At 69.1% G+C, this 19,026-nt stretch carries 21 protein-coding genes; 8 read left to right on the forward strand and 13 right to left on the reverse strand.

The features are described from left to right. Positions 1–26 precede the first annotated feature (26 nt). A complete protein-coding gene (locus ACZ5KW_RS02625; RefSeq protein ID WP_343779631.1) occupies positions 27–1,976 on the forward strand; it encodes an ABC transporter ATP-binding protein in 1,950 nt (649 codons plus the stop codon). Between the two features lie 21 nt (positions 1,977–1,997). On the opposite strand, the gene ACZ5KW_RS02630 is transcribed toward ACZ5KW_RS02625, so the two are convergent. Next, positions 1,998–2,321, reverse strand: coding sequence for a DUF5789 family protein (locus tag ACZ5KW_RS02630; protein ID WP_343779633.1), 324 nt, complete (start codon positions 2,319–2,321; stop codon positions 1,998–2,000). A gap of 204 nt (positions 2,322–2,525) precedes the next feature. Between ACZ5KW_RS02630 and ACZ5KW_RS02635 the strand changes: the two genes are divergently transcribed. Further along, a complete protein-coding gene (locus tag ACZ5KW_RS02635) occupies positions 2,526–3,293 on the forward strand; it encodes a creatininase family protein (RefSeq protein ID WP_343779635.1) in 768 nt (255 codons plus the stop codon). A 15-nt stretch (positions 3,294–3,308) separates the two neighbouring features. On the opposite strand, the gene ACZ5KW_RS02640 is transcribed toward ACZ5KW_RS02635, so the two are convergent. The 5 genes from ACZ5KW_RS02640 to ACZ5KW_RS02660 form a co-directional block, all read right to left on the reverse strand. Further along, a complete protein-coding gene (locus ACZ5KW_RS02640; RefSeq protein WP_343779637.1) occupies positions 3,309–3,710 on the reverse strand; it encodes a DUF5790 family protein in 402 nt (133 codons plus the stop codon). A gap of 127 nt (positions 3,711–3,837) precedes the next feature. Beyond that, entirely contained in the window at positions 3,838–4,068 is a 231-nt protein-coding gene (locus ACZ5KW_RS02645; protein ID WP_343779639.1) for a hypothetical protein, read from the reverse strand. Between the two features lie 73 nt (positions 4,069–4,141). Continuing rightward, complete coding sequence (locus ACZ5KW_RS02650; protein WP_343779641.1) at positions 4,142–4,948, reverse strand: aldo/keto reductase; 807 nt, start codon at positions 4,946–4,948, stop codon at positions 4,142–4,144. 70 nt (positions 4,949–5,018) lie between these two features. Further along, positions 5,019–6,101 carry a siroheme decarboxylase subunit beta gene (ahbB, locus tag ACZ5KW_RS02655; RefSeq protein WP_343779643.1) on the reverse strand — a complete coding sequence of 361 codons (1,083 nt, stop codon included), beginning with the start codon at positions 6,099–6,101 and terminating at the stop codon, positions 5,019–5,021. Between the two features lie 158 nt (positions 6,102–6,259). Next, a complete protein-coding gene (locus ACZ5KW_RS02660; RefSeq protein WP_343779645.1) occupies positions 6,260–6,412 on the reverse strand; it encodes a DUF7317 family protein in 153 nt (50 codons plus the stop codon). A 306-nt stretch (positions 6,413–6,718) separates the two neighbouring features. Between ACZ5KW_RS02660 and ACZ5KW_RS02665 the strand changes: the two genes are divergently transcribed. Together ACZ5KW_RS02665 and ACZ5KW_RS02670 are read left to right on the forward strand one after the other, a co-directional pair. Beyond that, positions 6,719–7,813: an anthranilate phosphoribosyltransferase gene (locus ACZ5KW_RS02665; RefSeq protein WP_343779646.1), complete on the forward strand. Its 1,095-nt coding sequence runs from the start codon at positions 6,719–6,721 to the stop codon at positions 7,811–7,813. 182 nt (positions 7,814–7,995) lie between these two features. Further along, positions 7,996–8,145 carry a DUF7563 family protein gene (locus ACZ5KW_RS02670; protein ID WP_343779648.1) on the forward strand — a complete coding sequence of 50 codons (150 nt, stop codon included), beginning with the start codon at positions 7,996–7,998 and terminating at the stop codon, positions 8,143–8,145. 75 nt (positions 8,146–8,220) lie between these two features. Here ACZ5KW_RS02670 and ACZ5KW_RS02675 read toward each other — a convergent pair whose 3' ends face one another. The 3 genes from ACZ5KW_RS02675 to ACZ5KW_RS02685 all read right to left on the reverse strand — a co-directional run bounded on the left by ACZ5KW_RS02675 (position 8,221) and on the right by ACZ5KW_RS02685 (position 10,189). Next, positions 8,221–9,054 carry an NAD+ synthase gene (locus ACZ5KW_RS02675; RefSeq protein ID WP_343779649.1) on the reverse strand — a complete coding sequence of 278 codons (834 nt, stop codon included), beginning with the start codon at positions 9,052–9,054 and terminating at the stop codon, positions 8,221–8,223. 98 nt (positions 9,055–9,152) lie between these two features. Continuing rightward, a complete protein-coding gene (locus ACZ5KW_RS02680) occupies positions 9,153–9,809 on the reverse strand; it encodes an NUDIX hydrolase (protein ID WP_371152786.1) in 657 nt (218 codons plus the stop codon). Then, positions 9,806–10,189: a hypothetical protein gene (locus tag ACZ5KW_RS02685; RefSeq protein ID WP_343779651.1), complete on the reverse strand. Its 384-nt coding sequence runs from the start codon at positions 10,187–10,189 to the stop codon at positions 9,806–9,808. Before ACZ5KW_RS02685 ends, ACZ5KW_RS02680 begins: the two co-directional genes overlap by 4 nt. Positions 10,190–10,307: 118 nt before the next feature. Here ACZ5KW_RS02685 and ACZ5KW_RS02690 point away from each other — a divergent pair, with 118 nt between their 5' ends. From ACZ5KW_RS02690 to ACZ5KW_RS02700, 3 genes are all read left to right on the forward strand, one after another. Continuing rightward, positions 10,308–11,264 (forward strand): DUF5787 family protein, encoded by a 957-nt coding sequence (locus ACZ5KW_RS02690; RefSeq protein WP_343779653.1) that lies wholly within the window; start codon positions 10,308–10,310, stop codon positions 11,262–11,264. 138 nt (positions 11,265–11,402) lie between these two features. Then, positions 11,403–11,810 carry a CBS domain-containing protein gene (locus ACZ5KW_RS02695; protein ID WP_343779655.1) on the forward strand — a complete coding sequence of 136 codons (408 nt, stop codon included), beginning with the start codon at positions 11,403–11,405 and terminating at the stop codon, positions 11,808–11,810. Between the two features lie 125 nt (positions 11,811–11,935). After that, on the forward strand, positions 11,936–13,300 hold the full coding sequence (locus tag ACZ5KW_RS02700; RefSeq protein ID WP_343779657.1) for an LLM class flavin-dependent oxidoreductase: 1,365 nt from the start codon (positions 11,936–11,938) through the stop codon (positions 13,298–13,300). Positions 13,301–13,883: 583 nt separating this feature from the next. On the opposite strand, the gene ACZ5KW_RS02705 is transcribed toward ACZ5KW_RS02700, so the two are convergent. Continuing rightward, the gene (locus tag ACZ5KW_RS02705; protein ID WP_343779659.1) at positions 13,884–14,357 is read right to left on the reverse strand and encodes a deoxyuridine 5'-triphosphate nucleotidohydrolase; all 474 of its coding nucleotides are present in this window, start codon (positions 14,355–14,357) and stop codon (positions 13,884–13,886) included. A 319-nt stretch (positions 14,358–14,676) separates the two neighbouring features. On the opposite strand from ACZ5KW_RS02705, the gene ACZ5KW_RS02710 reads away from it, so the two are divergent. Then, positions 14,677–16,662 carry an aconitate hydratase gene (locus ACZ5KW_RS02710; RefSeq protein ID WP_343779660.1) on the forward strand — a complete coding sequence of 662 codons (1,986 nt, stop codon included), beginning with the start codon at positions 14,677–14,679 and terminating at the stop codon, positions 16,660–16,662. A gap of 206 nt (positions 16,663–16,868) precedes the next feature. On the opposite strand, the gene ACZ5KW_RS02715 is transcribed toward ACZ5KW_RS02710, so the two are convergent. The 3 genes from ACZ5KW_RS02715 to ACZ5KW_RS02725 form a co-directional block, all read right to left on the reverse strand. After that, positions 16,869–17,522, reverse strand: coding sequence for a 30S ribosomal protein S7 (locus ACZ5KW_RS02715; RefSeq protein WP_343779662.1), 654 nt, complete (start codon positions 17,520–17,522; stop codon positions 16,869–16,871). After that, entirely contained in the window at positions 17,519–17,947 is a 429-nt protein-coding gene (locus ACZ5KW_RS02720; RefSeq protein WP_006111505.1) for a 30S ribosomal protein S12, read from the reverse strand. The genes ACZ5KW_RS02715 and ACZ5KW_RS02720 overlap by 4 nt, the downstream gene beginning before the upstream one ends. A 198-nt stretch (positions 17,948–18,145) precedes the next feature. After that, positions 18,146–18,997 (reverse strand): DUF7537 family lipoprotein, encoded by an 852-nt coding sequence (locus ACZ5KW_RS02725; RefSeq protein WP_343779664.1) that lies wholly within the window; start codon positions 18,995–18,997, stop codon positions 18,146–18,148. Between the last annotated feature and the right edge of the window lie 29 nt (positions 18,998–19,026).

Below are 19,026 nucleotides of genomic sequence, written 5' to 3' on the forward strand. Positions count from 1 at the left end.
GCCGCCCTGTCGGATACGTTCGTGTGATGAGTGGCGTCGAATGGGAAGAAGACGACCCCTTCGAGGAGCAGCGGGACAAGATCGACAATCCGATGAAGCGGCTGTTCGTTGAGTACGGCCGCGACTACGTCCCGCAGGTGACGGTGGGAGTCTTCGCGAGCGTCTTCGCGCGCCTGCTCGATCTCCTGCCGCCGTTGATGCTCGGGATCGCCATCGACGCCGTGTTCTACGAGGACGCGCTGTTCAGCGAGCAGATCCCGCTCGTGGTCCTCCCGGACGCGTGGCTTCCGACGGGACAGACGGAGCAGTTCTGGTTCACAATCGCGGTCATCGGCGGGGCGTTCGGCATCGGGGCGGGGTTCCACTGGATCCGCAACTGGGGGTTCAACGCGTTCGCCCAGAACATCCAACACGACGTCCGGACGGACACCTACGACAAGATGCAGCGGCTCAACATGGAGTTCTTCTCCGACAAGCAGACCGGGGAGATGATGTCCATCCTCTCGAACGACGTGAACCGGCTCGAACGGTTCTTAAACGACGGGATGAACTCCCTGTTCCGGCTGTCGGTGATGGTGGTCGGTATCGGCGTGCTCCTGTTCTGGATCAACTGGCAGCTCGCCTTAGTCGCGCTGCTGCCCGTCCCGATCATCGCGGGCTTCACCTACCTGTTCATCAGGATCATCCAGCCGAAGTACGCCGAGGTGCGCTCGTCGGTCGGGAAGATGAACTCCCGGTTGGAGAACAACCTCGGCGGCATCCAGGTGATCAAGTCGTCGAACACGGAGCCGTACGAGTCCGACCGCGTCGACGACGTCTCGATGGACTACTTCGACGCCAACTGGGACGCGATCACCACCCGGATCAAGTTCTTCCCGGCGCTCCGCGTGCTCGCCGGTATCGGCTTCGTGCTCACGTTCGTCGTGGGAGGGCTCTGGGTGTTCCAGGACGCGCCGCCGGGGCCGTTCACGGGTGACCTCTCGGTCGGGATGTTCGTCGTGTTCATCCTCTACACGCAGCGGTTCATCTGGCCGATGGCGCAGTTCGGACAAATAATTAACATGTACCAGCGCGCCCGCGCCTCCTCCGCGCGGATCTTCGGGCTGATGGACGAGCCGTCTCGGCTCGCAGAGGACCCCGGCGCCGAGGACCTGGCCGTCGGCGAGGGCGACGTGGTCTACGACGACGTCTCCTTCGGCTACGGCGAGGAGACGATCGTCGAGGACGTCGACTTCTCCGTCGAGGGCGGCGAGACGCTCGCCCTCGTGGGACCGACCGGCGCCGGGAAGTCCACCGTCCTCAAACTGCTGCTCCGGATGTACGACGTCGACGAAGGGTCGATCGAGATCGACGGCCAGAACGTCCGGGACGTGACGCTCAAGTCGCTTCGCCGGTCGATCGGCTACGTCGGCCAGTCGTCGTACCTGTTCTACGGCACCGTCCGCGAGAACATCACGTACGGCACCTTCGACGCGACCGACGAGGAGGTTCGCGAGGCGGCCGAGGCCGCCGAGGCCCACGACTTCATCGAGAACCTGCCCGACGGCTACGACACGATGGTGGGCGAACGCGGCGTGAAGCTCTCCGGCGGGCAGCGCCAGCGCGTCACCATCGCGCGGGCCGTGCTCAAAGACCCCGACATCCTCATCCTAGACGAGGCGACCTCGGACGTGGACACGGAGACGGAGATGCTGATCCAGCGCTCGCTCGACCGACTCACCGCCGACCGGACGACGTTCGCGATCGCCCACCGGCTCTCGACTATCAAGGACGCGGACACGATCCTCGTGTTGGAGGGCGGCGAGATCGCCGAGCGCGGCACCCACGACGAACTGCTCAGTAACGACGGGCTGTACGCGCACCTCTGGGGCGTTCAGGCGGGCGAGATCGACGAGCTACCACAGGAGTTCATCGACCGGGCGCAAGAGCGCACGGCGCGGATCGCCGAAGAGGCCGAGAGCGGCGACGACGACTGACGGAGCCGCGCGACGGCCGCCTCACCGCCGGAGGCGGGTCCAGTCGTCCGCGGCCTTCGTCGACGGGTCCGGTATCGACCCGTCGCGCGTACTGAGGACCGAGAGGACCGCGTCACGGACCTCCCGCGGCTCCCGGAACCGCGTCGCTTCACACCCTTCGAGCAGGCCGCCGAACCGCTCGCTCGCGGTCGGCGTCTCCACGGCGGCGGCGCCGTACTGTTCCCGGAGTTCCGCCGTCGTCACCGGATAGCGGTGTTCGCGGAGCGCCCGCTTCAGCGGGCCGAACGTCACGGCGGAAGCCGGGTCGTCCCCCTCCAGATCGTGGTCCGCGTTGTCACTGCTCATATGACCGCGATCCACGAGGAACGGCATAATACCCCGGGAGCGGAGCCGACGAAGGCCGGCGTCGGCCGCTCGCGGCCCGAGCGACGCGAGCGACGCGGACGCGCTCGACCGACCCGGACCGATGCGACCGACCCGGACGAACCGGATCGGTGCGAGGTCGGCGACGACCGCCGGCTATACGACGCCGGCCGCCGAGGTGTGGGTATGCGCCTCAGCGAGGCCGCCTGGACCGACGTGCGCGACGCCGACGTCGACGTCGCGTTCCTCCCGGTCGGCAGCACGGAACAGCACGGGCCGCACGCGCCGCTGGGTACCGACACGCTGAACGCCGTCGCGGTCGCCGAGGCCGGCGCCGAGGCGTACGAGAACGGAGACGCAGCGTCGGCCGACGCCGCCGACTCCCCGGGCGCCGTCGCGGTCGCGCCGCCGATACCGGTCGGGGTCGCCGAGGAACACCGCGCGTTCGACGGGACGATGTGGGTCTCGCCGGAGACCTTCCGGGCGTACGTCCGGGAGTCGGCCGAGTCGCTGGTCGCCCACGGGGTCGACCGCGTCGTGTTCGTCAACGGGCACGGCGGAAACGTCGAGGCGCTCGCCGAGGTCGCCCGGCGGTTCTCGCGCGACCCCGACCACGACGGGTACGGCGTCGCGTTCACGTGGTTCGAGGCGGTCGGCGACCACGGGAGCGACATGGGCCACGCGGGGCCGCTGGAGACGGCGCTGTTGCGCGCGACGAACCCCGAGTTGGTCCGCGAGGAACGCGTCGACGGGGCGAGCGCGGGCGCCGCCGACCGGTGGGGCGAGTGGGTCTCGGGCGTGAACCTCGCGCACGACTCCGACGAGTTCACCGACAACGGCGTCGTCGGCGACCCGCGCGACGGCGACGCCGCACGCGGCACGGAGCTGCTCGACCGCGCGAGCGGGGCGCTCGCGGAGCTGGCGGCGGCCGTCGTCGAGCGGAAATCGGCGTGAGAAGGGCTGTGAGGGCTACTCGTCGTCGTCCGCCGCGTCCTGAAGCGCGCCGCGGATCGCCGGGACCGTTCCGGTGAGCGAGGCCACGTCGTCGGCGGCGCTCTGGATGTCGCCGACGAGCGATTCGAGCTCCTCGATCTCCGCTTCGAGGTCCTCGGCGTCGTCGAAGGCGTCGGCGCGCTCGCCGAGGACGTACGCCTTCTTCGCCGAGCGCACGCTGTCGAGCGCGTCGCCGGCGTCGAGCGCGGACTTCAGTCCGTTGAGCGCGCCGAGGACGTTGTCCGCGTCCGTCTCCCACACGGCGTCCGGATCCGGGAGTTGCTCGCGCGCCGCCGCGAGGTGCTCTTCGACCTCCGCGCGAGTCTCCTCGGCGGCCTCGCCGAACAGGTCGTCGTCGTCGAACGTGGACTGGGCCATGTCCGAACCGTCGTGCCCGCACCTTTTAAAAACGCGCCCGAAAGCGGAAGTGAAACCGCCGGGGAGGGCGCGGCAGTCGTCCGATCGAGGGCGCATCGCGTTCAGTTTCGGTTCGGGCGGACGCAGCTCAGAGTCGGACGAGCAGCTCCGCGGTGACCAACAGCACGAAAAGCGTGAGCGCGCCGACGAGAACGGCGATGGTTCGGAGCCGAGCGAACACCGCGTTCGCGTCGGGTGTCGCCGCGAGGAGCGCCGGGCGGTCGCCGCGGCCTGGCTCGGGTGCGCCGGTGTCGGCGTCACCGTCGGAGGCGGGGTCGGGTTGGGCGTCGGCGTCGAGGTCGTGACCGGGTCTCGGCACGGGCGGGCGTTCGACTCCAGTGACGGTAAAACCGACTATGAGGGGTCGATACCGCTATGGACGGCTCCGTAACTCAGGCGCGGTTCCACGGGGCCTCCTCGAAGTCGACGACCCGCTCGCCGCGGTCGAGCGCGTCGATTCGGGCGATCTGGTCCGCCGTCAGGTCGATCTCGCGGGCGGCCCAGTTGTCCGCGACGTGCCCGAAGTCGGCCGCCTTCGGGATCGGCGCGACGCGCTCTTTCGAGAGCAGCCACGCGAGGCTCACCTGGGCGGGCGTCGCGTCGTGCGCGGCGGCGATCTCCCGGAGCGCGTCCACGTCGGCGACGCGGTTGCGCGCGATCGGCGAGTACGCGACGAGCCAGTGGCCGTCGTCGACGGCGTACTCGCGGAGCGTCTCCTGTTGTAAGAGCGGGTGACACTCCACCTGGTGGGCGAACACGTCGTGGTCGAGGCGGTCGATCGCCTCGTCGAGCTGGTCCGGCCGGAAGTTCGAGAGCCCGATCCGGTCGATCACGCCGTCGTCCACGAGGTCGTCGAGCGCGGGCAGCGTCTCCGCGGGGTCGTAGCTGTTGATCGGCCAGTGGACGTACAGCAGGTCGATCGAGTCGACGCCGAGACGGTCGCGACTCACCCGGGCGGTCGCGGTCGCGTCGTCGTACGAGAGGTTGTCCGTCGAGAGCTTCGTCGCGACGAAGAGCTCCTCGCGGTCGACGTCGGTGTCGTCGATCCCCGCCGACACCGACGCCTCGTTGTCGTACCCCTGCGCAGTGTCGATATGACGGTAGCCGGTCTCGATCGCGTGGGTGACGCCGGAGACACACTCCTCGCCGTCGGCCAGCTTGTACGTCCCGTACCCGAGCCTGTCGAATGCGTCGGCCATGCCGAAGGGTTCCGACGGCCGGGGCAAAAATCCGCCCGTTCGCGCGGGCGAGCTTGGTGGACCCCGGCGGTCACTCGGCGTCGCCGGCGACGAGGTCGTCGTACTGCGCGCCGGTCTGTTTCAGCGTCTCCGTCGAGTAGAGCCGCTCGTGTTCGAACGGGAGGTGATCGGCCGCCAGCTCGTCGATCTTCGCGTCGACAGCCTCCGCCTCGCGGCCGTGGATCATGGTGAACATGTTGTACGGCCAGTCCTGGTCGGGACGGCGCGGCCGGTGGTAACAGAGGGTGACGTACGGGAGGCTGCCGACCGCCTCGCCGCGCTCGTCGAGCTCGTCGTCGGGCACGTTCCAGACCACCATGCAGTTGTTCGTGAACCCGGTGACGACGTGGTTGACGATACAGCCGACGCGCTTGATACAGCCGTCCGCGAGCAGGCGGTCGACGGCCGCAAGGACGTCGTCGACAGTCGGGTCGACGCCGGAGTCGCTCGCGCCGATCTCGTCCGCCACGTCCTCGTAGGGGGTCGCAGACAACGGGAAGCCGTCCTGGATCGCCAAGAGGAGGTCGGCTTCGAGGGGGCTCAGATCGCCGCGAGCGTCCTCGGAGATGCGGGTGGCCGAGACGTCGGTCTCGTCGAGCGACTCCCTCGCGAACCGGTCGGCGTTGACGACGGGGAACTCCAAGTCGATGTAGTAGTCCGTAAGCATCGGGAGCGCGAGCACCTCGCAGCCGGTGCGTTCCTCGATCTCCGCGAGGATCTCGTCGCGCGTCTCCCGGGAGCCGGCGGTGACGACGAACCACTGGTTCCACTCGTGGTCGCGCCGGTAGTTGTGGTTCACCTGCCGGTAGCCGTTGATCACCTCGGCGACCTCGTCGAACCGGTCCTCGGGCGCCCGTACCGCCGCGAGCGTCGAAGAGCCGATGACCGGCGGGTTGAGCACCGCACCGAACCGCCGGAACACGCCGCGCTCGCGGAGGTCGCGAACGCGGTCGAGGACCGCGTCGGCGTCGAGGTCGACACCCGTCTCGGCCGCGATCTCTCGGGCCACCCGCTCGAACGGGCGTCGCTCGACGGGGAAGTCGCTCTGGTACTCGTCGATGAGGGCCGCGTCGACGGCGTCGATGTCGGCCCGCCAGTCGGCGTCCAGGCTCATTACGTTCGTTTGGGGTCGCGCGTACGTACCGGTTTCGGAGCGAGAGGGGCGGGGGCTCGGAGCGGGCGAGCGTCAGCGGGAGAGCGGTTCGCGCTCGTCAGGGGAAGAGCGGATCGCGCTCGTCAGCGGGGACCGTGCCGGCCGACGACGGCTCGAGGTCAGTCGTCGCTGGCGGCGGGCGTCGGGGCGAACGCGCGGGCGCTCTCCTCGAGCTGCGCCGTCGAACAGCCGCCGACGGTCGCGGCCTGTTCGAGGGTCAGTGTGCGGGAACGGTACAGCGTGAGAGCCGTGGACACGGATTTGGACGTCATCGGGTACGATTGCGTACAGTATGGACGTACATATAACTCTGGCGCTGTTTAGAACTGATTGCGGGATACAAACGAAATAGAACAAACTAGATGAGTGATTTTATTCGGTGGAAAAGTACGAACGTGTTTTTCTACTTTGCGAACGGTTCCCACGGACGCGGCGAAAACCGCCTCGCGGTTCGGGTCCGTCGCTCGCGCGCGTCGGCTCCAGGTCCGGGGGCACTCGGGTGAGCGGTCGGTCCGTCTCGTTCCCGGTGCGCGGGAGTCGAGCGGGGGACTTTTCGTCGGGTAGGCCGAACGGAACGTATGGCTCAGGCGACCCAGGAGTTCGGCGACTGGCCCCTCAAGCGGCTGATGACCGAGGTCTGCGGCTCCGGGCACAAGTCGGCAGACGACCTCACCCGCGCGCAGGCGACGGAGGCGTTCGAGCGCATCCTCGCGGGCGAGCCCGACCCCACGACGCTCGGGGCGTTCTGGCTCGCGAACCGCTGGAAGCGAAACACGCCCGAGGAGCTCGGCGCGTACGTCGACGTGATGTGCGACCGCGTCGAGTACGCCGAGCCGGACGTCGACCCCGTCGACTGCGGCGCCAACTACGACGGGAAGGGCCGGACCGCGATCTTAGGCGTCGCGGCGGGCGCCGTCGCGGCCGCGGCGGGCACGCCCGTCGTCGTCCACTCCGGCGACCGCGTCCCCACGCAGAAGCAGGACGCGTACAAACACGTCCTCGACGAGCTCGGCGTCTACACGGAACTCACGCCCCGCGACTCGGCCGACATGGTCGACGAGACCGGCTTCGGCTTCTACTACCAGCCCGCGTTCAACCCCGCCGTCGACGACCTGTTCGAGCGCCGCGACATGATGGGCGTCCGCTCGTTCGTCAACACCATCGAGACGCTGGCGAACCCCGCCGGCGCCTCGGTCCACCTCGGCTCCTTCTACCACCTCGCGTTCGCGAAGAAGGTGGTCGACACGTTCGTGGAAAGCGAGTTTCACGACCTCGACCGCGTCCTGATGTTCCAGGGAATGGAGGGGTACGACGACGTGCGCCCCGGCTACACGAAGGTCGCCGAGTGGGACGCGGCCGACGGGGACGACGAGGCCGGCAGCGAGGGGGCGTCCTTCGACGACTTCGAGATCGAGACCGCCGAGTACGGGATGGACCTCGAGGAGGACGACCTGGCGGTCGACGACGTCGCCGCCGAGTCGGCGGCGATCACCGAGGAGGTGCTGGCCGGGGAGCGCGACGGCGCCTTCGCGGACGCCGTCGCGGTCAACGCCGCGCTCCGGATCTACGCGGGCGAGGACGCGGACTCCATCGAGGATGGGCTGGCGATGGCCCGCGAAGCGATCGACGACGGCTCCGCGCAGGCGGTCCTCGACGACCTCCGCGAGTTCTGATCGCCGGGAGTCACGCACCAACCGCGGCTGCCGAATATCGTCTTTTCGACGCCTCTCACGCAGATTTGGGTGAGATTTTGGTCGGAGTTTGGAAAGTTCACTTACGGGTGGAGACCCAACTTCGGAGTGCGGCGTCAAACAAGTGGTACTCGTCCACGCTCCACACGAGGTGTTCGCTTCAGATGCCCACGTGTGAACACTGCGAGGCGCACGTCTCCGAGCGGTTCGTCCGGGTGTTTTCGGACGCCCGCGGTCGGGTACACGCCTGTCCGAACTGCTCCGCGAACGCCGGGATCGCGGAGGTCGCGAAGGAGCGAGCGCCGGACGTCTGAGTCCCCCGCCGCCGAGTCCCGCCATCCGTTCGCATCGGCCCTCTCTTTCCGTGCTCGCCTTCCGTCCGCGGACGCCTAGCGCTCGGGCGCGGGCGGCATCGCGCGCTTGTGGGCGCTGCGCTCGTAGAGGTCGACGACGCGGTCGACGGCCGCCTCCGGGACGTCCAACTCGCGGACCGTCGCCGAGCGCGAGAGCCCGCCGTCGACGTGGACCGCGAGGACGGCGTCGACGGTGTCGTAGTCGAGCCCCATCTCCTCGGCGTCGGTCTGTCCCTCCCACATGCCGGCGGTCGGCTCCTGCATCACCAGTTCGCGGGGGACGCCGACGTGGGCGGCCAGCTGGCGCACCTGCTGTTTGTAGAGGTTCCCGATCGGGTTGCAGTCGACCGCCTGGTCGCCGTACTTCGTGTAGTAGCCCGTCATCGCCTCGGCGCGGTTGCCCGTCCCGAGGACGACGCGGTCCTCCGCGTTGGCGACGAAGTAGTTCAACACGGCGCGGGTCCGGACGTAGACGTTGCCCGCGGCCATGCGGTCGTCGGCCGCCTCGGGCATCGCGTCGAAGAACGCCTCGGCGATCGGCTGTATCTCGACCACGTCGTACTCGATCCCGAGGTCGTGGGCGACGCGCTCCGCGTCGCTCATCACGTCCGCGTCGTTCACCGCCGAGGGCATCGTGAGGCCGTGGAGGCCGTCCTCGCCGAGCGCCTCGACCGCGAGGTGGGCGGTGAGCGTCGAGTCGATACCGCCGGAGAGGCCGAGGACCGCCCCCTCGGCGCCCGCGTCGTCGACGACGTCGCGGATGAAGGAAACGATCCGTTCGCGGGCCGCCTCCAGTTCGTCCTCCGAGAGGCGGAGGTCGAGCGGCGGGTCGTCCGACAGCAACACCGACTGCTCCGAGGTCTGGCTCATGGGAGGTGTTAGGGGCCGAGACGCCTAATAGCTCCCCGTCGGCGCGGGGAACTGGACGTTCGTCGGGTTCGCAGGCGGGGCTGACGGCGGGCGTAAGCCTACAGGAGGCCCTCTCGCTCGGCGAGCAGGAGCCCCTCCAGCGTCGCGTCGTTCGTCGGGGGGTCGCGGGCGATTTCCAGCGCCTCGTCGACCGGGACCGACCGCGGCGCGAGGAACTCGTTGCTGTCGTGGTCGACGTCGACCGGCTCTAACCCCTCGGCGAACACGTAGCCGCGCTTGTGGCGCAACACCCCCGTCGAACACCACACCTCCTGTAGCAGGGCGGTCGAGTCCGGTTCGAAGCCGGTCTCCTCGGCGAGTTCGCGCGCGCCCGCTTCGGTGTAGGACTCGCCGGACTCGACGATCCCCGCGGGGAGCTCCAGTTGGGTGTTCCGCACGGTGGGACGGTACTGCTCGACGAACAGCACGCGGTCGTCGGCGACCGCGACGATCACCGTCGCGGGCGACAGCTCCGCCCAGTAGTACTTCTTCTCCGTCCCGTCGGGCTGTTCGACGCGGTCGTAGCCGCCGACGAACCAGCCCTCGTCGTACTCGACGACGACCTCGCGGACCGGCCACTCCGGCTCGCCCGGCAGCGAGTGGTTCCGGCCGTCGGAGAAGGCCGGGAGGTCGCGGAGGTCGGCGGCGGGGGCGCCGCCGCCGTCCGCTGCGGCCTCGTTTCGGTCGGCGCGGTCGTCGCGTCCGTCGCCGCTCACGGGCGGACCACCTCGACGCGGTACGCCTGACCGCCGCGACGCACCCGGACGCCGGTCTCCGTCGCGGCGCCCGGCACCTGTTTCGTGAGGGCGCCGACCTCGTCGAACGGCGTGTGCGTGAACGACTCCTTCATGCCGAACGGACCGGTCTGATACCCCTCGGAGCGGCCGTCGGCGCTCTCTATCGCGCCGATCAGGTACGGGTACCGACGGTCCGAGACGTTGTTCACGTCGGCGAGGGTGTCGTTCGTCTCGATCGGTTCGACGGTGAGGTAGTACGGGTCACCGCTCCCGAGATAGCTCGGCAGCGCGCCGAGCGCGAGCAGCGCGACGACGACGACGACGATGGCGATGACGACGTTCCGGGTGACCCGGCGCATGGTCGCCGTAGGGGCCGGCGGGGAATACCGGTTTCGGCCGACGACGGCGCGGCGTCGGGAGGGAAGCGGGTGGCGCCGCCGCCGACGCGCTTTAGCCCGCGGCGGCCCAGCGTGACGCATGGAGTTCCGGTTCGAGCTGGCGCTGTGTGCCGCCCTCGAATCCCCGGAGCGCGTCGTCGCCCGACAGCTCGGCGCGGGCGTCGAGCGACCCGGCGCGCGCATCGTCGACGTCTGCCTGCTGTCGCCGGGGCCAGACTTCGACGAGCGGGCCGAGATCAGCGCGGAGCGGATCCCCGACCCCGCCATCGAGGCGGCCGTCGGTCCCGGCGAGGCGGTTCCCGTCGCCGACGCGTTCGACCTCCCGCCGGACCGCGCCGCCGCCGTCGTCGACCGCGCGGTCGAGGTCGGCTACCTCGAACGCGAGCGCCGGAACGGTCGACCGGCCGTGCGCGCGACCGCGCGCTACCCGGGCGACTGGATCGGCGACCTCGTCGCGGTCGAGAACAAACCCGACCTCGGAACGCCGGGCGACCTGGAGGCGCAACTGCGCTACGACGCCGCGCTCGGCCTGTTCGACGAGGTGGTCCTCGCGACCGCCTCGTACGTCACCCGCGCGCACCTCAACCGGATCCCCGACGCCGTCGGCGTCTGGCGGTTCGACACGGAGACCGGCGACCGGGAGGTGGTCCGCGAGCCGACGCCGCTCGACCCGGAGGCGCCCGGCGTCGAGGTCCGATCGGAGCGGCCCTCTCGAACCGACGTCGCGCTCGTCGGTCCCGACGCGAAGGCCCGCAAGCGGCGCCGGATCGCCGAGCGAGCGTACGGGAAGGGGTGGCGCCCCGAGCCGCCGGCGTGCGCGCACGCCCAGGCGACCGCCGACGGGCGACCGCGCTGTGCGCACTTCGACCGCGTGGTCGACCCCGGCCGCGAGTGCGGAAGCGGCTGTCCCGCCTTCGAGCCCGCCGACCCGCCGGACGCGGAGCGCGACCGCCTCCGAGACGAACGGACCGCGTGGGTCGCCGCCCCCGAGGGCGACGGCCCGCGCCGGCAGTCCGGGCTCTCGCGGTACCTGTGACCGCCGGGACCGGTGGGCCTCCGTGAGCGGCGTGCCCGGGCCGGCTGGCGTGAAGCGACGTGTGCCGACGAACGCCTCGGCGCGACGCCGACGGGCGGCCGTGAGAACGCTTATACGGCGAGAGCGGGTGTTCTCGGTATGGACGAGATCGAAGACGTCTTCGTCGCCCGACTGATGTCGACGGACCTCCACACGGTGACGCCGGACACGCTGGTCGAGGACGCGGCCGCGGTGCTGCTCGACAACGACATCAGCTCCGTGCTGGTCGTCGACGACGACGGGTCGCTCGTCGGAATCTTAACTTCGACGGACTTCGTCGACATCGTCGCCAAGAGCCAGCCGAAGGCCGAGACGACCGTCGAGCGATACATGACCCGCGACCCGATCACGGCCGGCGCGCAAGACGACGTAGCCGCGGTCGCCGCGACGATGCTCGAACACGGCTTCCACCACGTTCCGGTCGTCGACGGCGACACGCCCATCGGCATCATCACCACCTCCGACTTCGCGGCGTACGTCTCCTCGCCGGAGTCCGTCTCGGCGTAGCGCGCTCCGGACGACCGGATCGGTCGGCAGGGACGCGCTTCGACGTTTCGCCCGGACCGTCCGCGACGGCGACAAGTGCCGCCACTTTCTGTGGTCGTATTATTCCGGAGCGCGTACGGAGACGCGTGTCCGATCACCTGCATCTCAACCTCTTTACCATGACCTCGGTCGAGCACGTCTCGCCCGGGTCGTGGCGGTACCCCGGCGACCGCTCGGCGGACTACGCCGACCGCGAGTACTGGACGGAGGTCGCCCGCACCGCCGAGCGGGGCGGCTTCGACGCCGTGTTCTTCGCGGACGTCCGCGGTGTCTACGACGTGTACGGCGACGACCGCGCGGTCGCCGTCGAGAAGGCGGTTCAGACGCCCGCGAACGACCCGCAGCTCGTCGTGCCCGCGATGGCGGAGGTCACGGAGGACCTCGGCTTCGCGGTGACGCGCTCGACGACGTACAACCACCCGTACCAGCTCGCTCGCGAGTTCTCCACGCTCGATCACCTCACCGACGGGCGAGTGGCGATCAACGTGGTCACCTCGTACCTCGAGTCCGCCGCGGCGAACCTCGGGCTCGACGAGCGGATGGACAAGGAGACCCGCTACGAGCGCGCCGACGAGTTCCTCGACGTCTGTTACAAGCTGTGGGAGGACTCCTGGGAGGACGACGCCGTCGAGGTCGACCGCGAGGCCGGCCGGTACACCGACCCGGAGAAGGTCCACGCGGTCGAACACGAGGGGGACCACTTCTCGGTGCCCGGCCCGCACGGCTCCGAGCCGTCGCCCCAGCGCACACCGGTCGTCTATCAGGCCGGCTCCTCCGACTACGGCCGGTCGTTCGCGGCGCGCAACGCGGAGGCCGTCTTCGCCAGCCAGCCGACCGAGGAGGGCGTGGTCGAGTACGTGGACGACGTGAAATCGCGCGCGGCCGACGCCGGCCGCGACCCCGAGAGCCTCAGGTTCTTCATCGGCGTGGTGCCGGTCGTCGGCGAGACGGAGGCGCTCGCGGAGGCGAAATACGAAGAGTACAAGCGGCACGTCGACGTCGAGGCGACGCTCGCGCTCCTGTCCGGATTCCTCGACATGGATCTGTCGGAGCTCGATCCCGACCAGAGGGTCGAACACATCGAGACGGACGCGATCCAGGGGACGATGAACGCGTTCACGAAGGCCCAGCCCGACCGCGAGTGGACCGTCCGCGAGGTCGCGGAGTTCTGCGGGCTCGGCACCACGTCGCCGAAGATCGTCGGCACGCCCGAGCAGGTGGCCGACGAGGTCCAGCGCTGGCACGAGGAGGTCGGCGTTCACGGGTTCAACGTCAAGGAGGTCGTTCGGCCTGACTCGCTCGTCGACTTCGTCGACCTCGTGGTGCCGGAGCTACGCGAGCGGGGACTCGTTCCCGCGGTCGACGCCGAACCGCGCGGCGAGACGCTCCGCGAGCGACTCCTCGGGGAAGGACAGACGCGGCTCCGCGCGGACCACCCCGCCCGGAAGTAGCGCGGGCGTCGGGAGATGGAACCGAGCGAAAACGACCGGGATCGCAGCGGACGGAGGGAAGTCGGCAGCCCGAATCGGCTCGAAAGGCGCGTAGTCGTGCGGTTTTCGACCGCCTGTTAGCGAACTGTTGTGAACGAATTACCGCTATCTAATACGACGGTACTGCCGCCCCCGGCACGCTTAAGTGTCTACTACCGTTTGTATCGGGTGACGCTTCGTCTGGAGGGCCGAAGCGTCAGCGGGGACCTACAGAACGACACGCTCGTGCCATCTTTTCCCGGCACGGGCGTGCCGTTCGTTCCTTTACCTACCGAGCGACGCGCTCGCTCAGTCTTGTCACGACGGAGTCGACCGAAAGAGCGATCGCTCTCCGCCGGTAGACCGAAGTCGCCCCCGAGCGAGCCTCCGGTATACCCCTGTTACAGTTCTCGTCGACGCTGTCGCTGTCGCCCGCGCAGCGCGAGTCGCTCGTCGCGTTCGTCCCCAACCGGTACACCGAGGAGACGGAGACCGCCGCCGGTCACGTCGCCGTGACCGTCACGGAACGTGAACCGTCGGCGACGGCGATCGGTCGAGGGACGGTTCAGAGGCGTTCGCCCTGATAGTCGCCGTCGTAGGTCCCCTCGTGGTCCGCGCTCGCGAGGACGAGTTGCGCGATGCGGGCCCCCGGCTCGATCTCGATCGGGTGACCGACGTCGAGCCGTCCCTCGCCGATCCCCTCGTAGCCCGCGTCCCACACCGCGGTGTCGAGGGTACAGGCGTTGCGCAGCAGCGTCGAGCGAGGGAGGACGAAGCCGATCCGCTCCTCGGGGATTCCCACCGGCTCGCCGTAGCGGACGACGTAGGTGCCGCGGTCGAGCCGGTAGCGACCGTCCACAGGCTCCACCTCGCGACGTTCGCCCACGCGTTTCTCGTCGCGTCCGACGAAGCCCGGTTCGGTCTGCTCGAACACCGCGTCGACGGTGAGGTCGACGCCGTTCGGCTGTCGCTGCTCGTCGGCGAGGTCGGCGCCGGCCGCGGAGAGCGCCTCGGCGACCGCGGCTCCCGAGTCGAACATGCGCGTCCGGAGCCGCGGGCGAGACTAAACGGTGTCGGCCGCGACGCGCAACGGTGTCGGCCGCGACGCGCAACGGTGTCGGCCGCGACGCGCGCCGATCGCGGGCGAAGCGGCGGGTCTCGCCGGGACCGCTGAGAGTTCTGTTTTCGCGCGTTTCAGACGTTTAATGACCTAAAACACTCGGCAAGGATACGTGTTCCACGGCGTGTGATACCACGGGCGTGTCGCGGAGAACGTTGCCGGCGTGAGCGATCTAACACGGTCGATCTTCGGGAAACTCGCGGGTTTTATATCCACGGGAGAGCCAATTCGGGATGATATGGGACAAACGATTACAGAGAAGATCCTCGGTGATCATCTCGTCGAGGGCGAGCTGACGCCCGGCGAGGAGATCGGCATCGAGATCGACCAGGTGCTGACGCAGGACACGACGGGAACGATGGTGTGGCTCCAGTTCGAGGCGCTGGACCTCGACGAGGTCCAGACGGAGCTCGCCGCGCAGTACTGCGACCACCAGACGTACCAGTTCGACTTCAAGAACACCGACGACCACCGCTTCCTCCGCTCTGCGGCCGGCACATACGGCGCGTACTTCTCGCGGCCCGGCAACGGTATCTGCCACCAAGTTCACAAGGAGAACTTCGCGGCGCCCGGCAAGACGCTGCTCGGCTCCGACTCGCACACGCCGACTCCCGGCGGGCTCGGCCAGCTCGCGATCGGCGCGGGCGGGCTCGACATCGCCGTTGCGATGGGCGGCGGCCCCTACTACGTCGAGATGCCCGAGGTCGTCAACGTCCACCTCGAGGGCGAGCTCCCCGAGTGGGCGACCGCGAAGGACATCGCGCTCCACCTGCTCGGCGAGCTGACCGTCAAGGGCGGCGTCGGGAAGATCTTCGAGTACACCGGCCCCGGGGCCGAGAACCTCTCGATCCCCGAGCGGACCACGATCACGAATCTCGGCACCGAGCTCGGCGCCACCTCCTCGATCTTCGCGACCGACGAGAAGACGAAAGACTGGCTCGCGCGCCAGGACCGCGAGGAGGAGTACGTCGACCTCCAGCCCGACGACGACGCGGAGTACGCCGAGCAGATCGAGGTCGACCTCTCCGACCTCGAGCCGCTCGTGGCCGCCCCCTCGATGCCCGACAACGTCGCCCCCGTCAGCGAGTACGAGGGCACCGACGTCGAGCAGGTCATCATCGGCTCCTGTACCAACGGCGCCTACGAGGACATCCTCCCCAGCGCGAAGATGCTGGAGGGCCGCGAGGTCGCCAAGCAGACCGAGATGATCGTCGCGCCCGGTTCGAAGCAGGCCTCCGAGATGCTGGCCCGCGAGGGCTGGACCGCGGAGATGATGGCGGCCGGCGTCAACTTCTCCGAGGCGACGTGTGGCGCGTGTATCGGTATCGGTCACGTGCCCGCCTCCGACTCCGTCTCGCTGCGCACCTTCAACCGCAACTTCGAGGGTCGCTCCGGCATCGAGGACGACTCCGTCTTCCTCTGCTCGCCCGAGGTCGCCACCGCGGCGGCCATCACCGGCGAGATCGTCGACCCGCGTGACCTCGCCGACGACCTCGGCGACCTCGAAGAGCCCGGTTTCGAGATGGGAACGAAGTACGGCCCCGGCATGGGCGAGTCCGACTCCGACATCATCTCGCCCGACGAGGCGATCGACGACGGCCTCGTCAAGGGCCCGAACATCGGCGACGTGCCGCTCAAAGACGGGATCGACGTGGACGGCGGCGAGGCCCTCCTCAAGATGGAGGACAACATCACGACCGACCACATCATCCCGGCGACGGCGGACATCCTGAAGTTCCGCTCGAACATCGAGAAGCTCTCCGAGTTCACGCTCTCGCGCGTCGACGACACGTTCGCCGAGCGCGCGCTCGAGGCCGACGGCGGCGTCCTCGTGGCCGGCGAGAACTACGGACAGGGCTCCTCGCGTGAACACGCCGCCCTCTGCCCGATGTTCCTCGGCATCGAGGCGGTCTTCGCGCAGAGCTTCGCCCGTATCCACAAGGCGAACCTGTTCAACTTCGGTATCGTCCCGCTGGCGATCGACTCCGAGACGTACGAGCGGATCGACCAGGGCGACGACCTCGAGATCGTCGACGACGTGCCGGCCGGCGTCCGCTCCGGACAGGAGGAGTTCACCGTCAGCGTCAACGGCGAGTGGGAGTTCACCGCCGACCTGGACGCCTCCGAGCGCGAACGCGACATCCTCGCGGCCGGCGGCAAGCTCGCGTGGGTCAAACAGCAGCACTCGAGCGGCGGCTCCGGCGCGGCGCCCGCGGACGACTGACGACCGCGACCGCCCGGTCCGACATCGATTTCTCGTTTTTTCGCCCCGAGAGCGCCGCGGCCGTCTCCGGCGACGGCAGCCGCTCACCGGCGTCGAAACGGATCGAGGTCGACTGACCGACCGCGACGCGATCCGCCGACCGGGGCGACCCCGGCCGCGTCGCTAGCGAGCCGAAAGAAAGAACCGCAAAAGCGGGTGTCGACGCGTTAGCGGGCCGCGGCGGCGACGCGTTCGCGCTCTTCCTTCTGCGAGATGGAGTAGGAGCCCTCGACGTCGTAGTCGGCGGCGGCGACGAGCTCGTTGGCGAGCGCCTCGGCGGCGGGCGTGCTCGACTTGTACGTCGCGTTGGCGACGCCGTCGGAGATGAAAAGCAGCGCCTGATCGACGCGGCGCTGCGGCGCGACGTCGACCGCCTTCGGGACGGAGATGCCACCGTACTTCAGGCGGACGGTCTCCTCGCGGGGCGCGGCGTTCTCGACGGCCGTCACGAGGACCTGGACCGGGTTCTCCTCGGTCCGGTCGTGGACGATGTCGAAGGCGTCGCGGACGATCCGCGTCGCCTGCTGTTTCTTCCCGGTGTTCTCATCGGTCTGCATGAGACGGTTGATGAGACGCTCGGCCAGGGAGATCTCGCTTTTCTTGAACTGCTTGGACGCGTGCCGGCCCATCGTGTGCGCGATGGGGGTCACGGTCATGTATCGCTTCGTGGAGGGGTCCTCGTAGGCGATCTCGGTCACGTCCCAGACGCCGAACAGCTTGGCGTTCTCGTTTGCGGCCTCGCTCGACGCGGGCGCGTCTGGGTCCGGCTCGTCGGCGGCGACATCCTCCTCGGACGGCGCCTCGGTCTCCTCACCGCTCATCTGACCGGTTTCTCCGCGTTACCGCGAACCAGTTCGATCATCGAGACGCCGTTGACCTTCTCGACTTTGTAGTTGACGCCGGAGAGGTCGCCCATCGCACGACCCTTCGCACCGCCGATCCCGGCGATGGTGACCTCGTCGTGCTCGTCGATGAACGAGATCGCGCCGTCACCGGGGCAGAACGCGGTGACCTGCTTCCCGTTTTTGATGAGCTGAACGCGGACGCACTTTCGGATCGCCGAGTTCGGCTGCTTTGCCTCGATACCGACCTTTTCGAGGACGATGCCGCGCGCCTGCGGGGCACCCTCCAGGGGGTCGGACTTCGTCTTGAGCCCGCGCTCTCGCCGAGCGTACTCGGAGTCGGACCAGCGGCGCTTCTGCCGGTCCTTTTTGAGCTTACGGGCCGCGTATTTGCCGTTCGCCATCGTACGTCTACTTCCGAACGGAGCTACTTAAGCGTCGTCTTTCTCTGTCGAGAAACGGCCTCAGATCCCCCGAGCGGTACCTCTCGACGGATCTGAGGGTGTTTCGCCGACCGTCTCGGAGAGGAAATGACGGACGTTCGCTCCCGCTGAGACGGTAAGCCGGCGCGAGCGCCCGTCGTTTCGGCCGGAGCGCGGTCGTCAGTCGCCCGTCTCGTCGCGCGCCGTCTCGACCCAGTCGGGCACGGGCACCGTCGCGCCGACGTCCCGGTAGTCGATGTCGACGTCGACGGACGCCGCCTGCTCGTCGTGCGTACCCGCCCACGACTGTTCGAGCCGCGGGACCACGCCGGACTCGTACACGTGAACCGTCGCCGACGCCGTGTCGACGGTCTCGGGGACGCTCCGGTCGCCGTCGAAGGCGTCGGCGGTGAACCGGGCGGTCGGCTCGCCGCGAACCTCGCCGCCGCCGTCGCTCGTGGGGTTCCAGAGGTTCAGCCCCTCGTACTCCGCCTCGCCGCCCGCGGTCTCGCCCTCGACGCGGATCCCCGTCGCGACCTCCGAGCGCATCAGCGACTCGAGGTCGCCGTCCGAGCGGTCGACCGCCCGACGGGCGTATCGCGTCTCGCCGCCGGCCTCCCGACGTATCAGCGCCAGGCCGTCGGCGACGTACAGCTCAGACGCGTCGACCTGCTCGGTCTCAGTCAGCTCCTGTCGCACGTGCTGGCGCCCGTTTTCGAGGTCGTACGCGGCCTCGTACTCCTGCGAGGGGAGCCACGGCGTCGGCTCCGCGTCGCCGTCGTGGCTCGTCGCCGCCGTCGAGAACAGCGTGGCGCCCCCGGCGTCGACGAGCGCGTCGGCGTGCCGCGCCGCGAGGGTCGGCAGGTCGAGGCCGTCCTCGCTCCGCCAGTCGGCGTCGGGGAACGGTCGATCGGTCGAGTCGCCGCCTGTGTCGTCGCTTTCGTTGCCGCCGTCGCTGTCGTCGCCGGAACAGCCGGCGAGTCCGACCGCGGCGGCGGTTCCGAGACCGACGAGGAGGCGTCTCCGGTTCATGGGTCGACAAGCGGGCCGGCGGGCAAAAG

The sequence above is a fragment of the Halorubrum ejinorense genome (assembly GCF_055389685.1).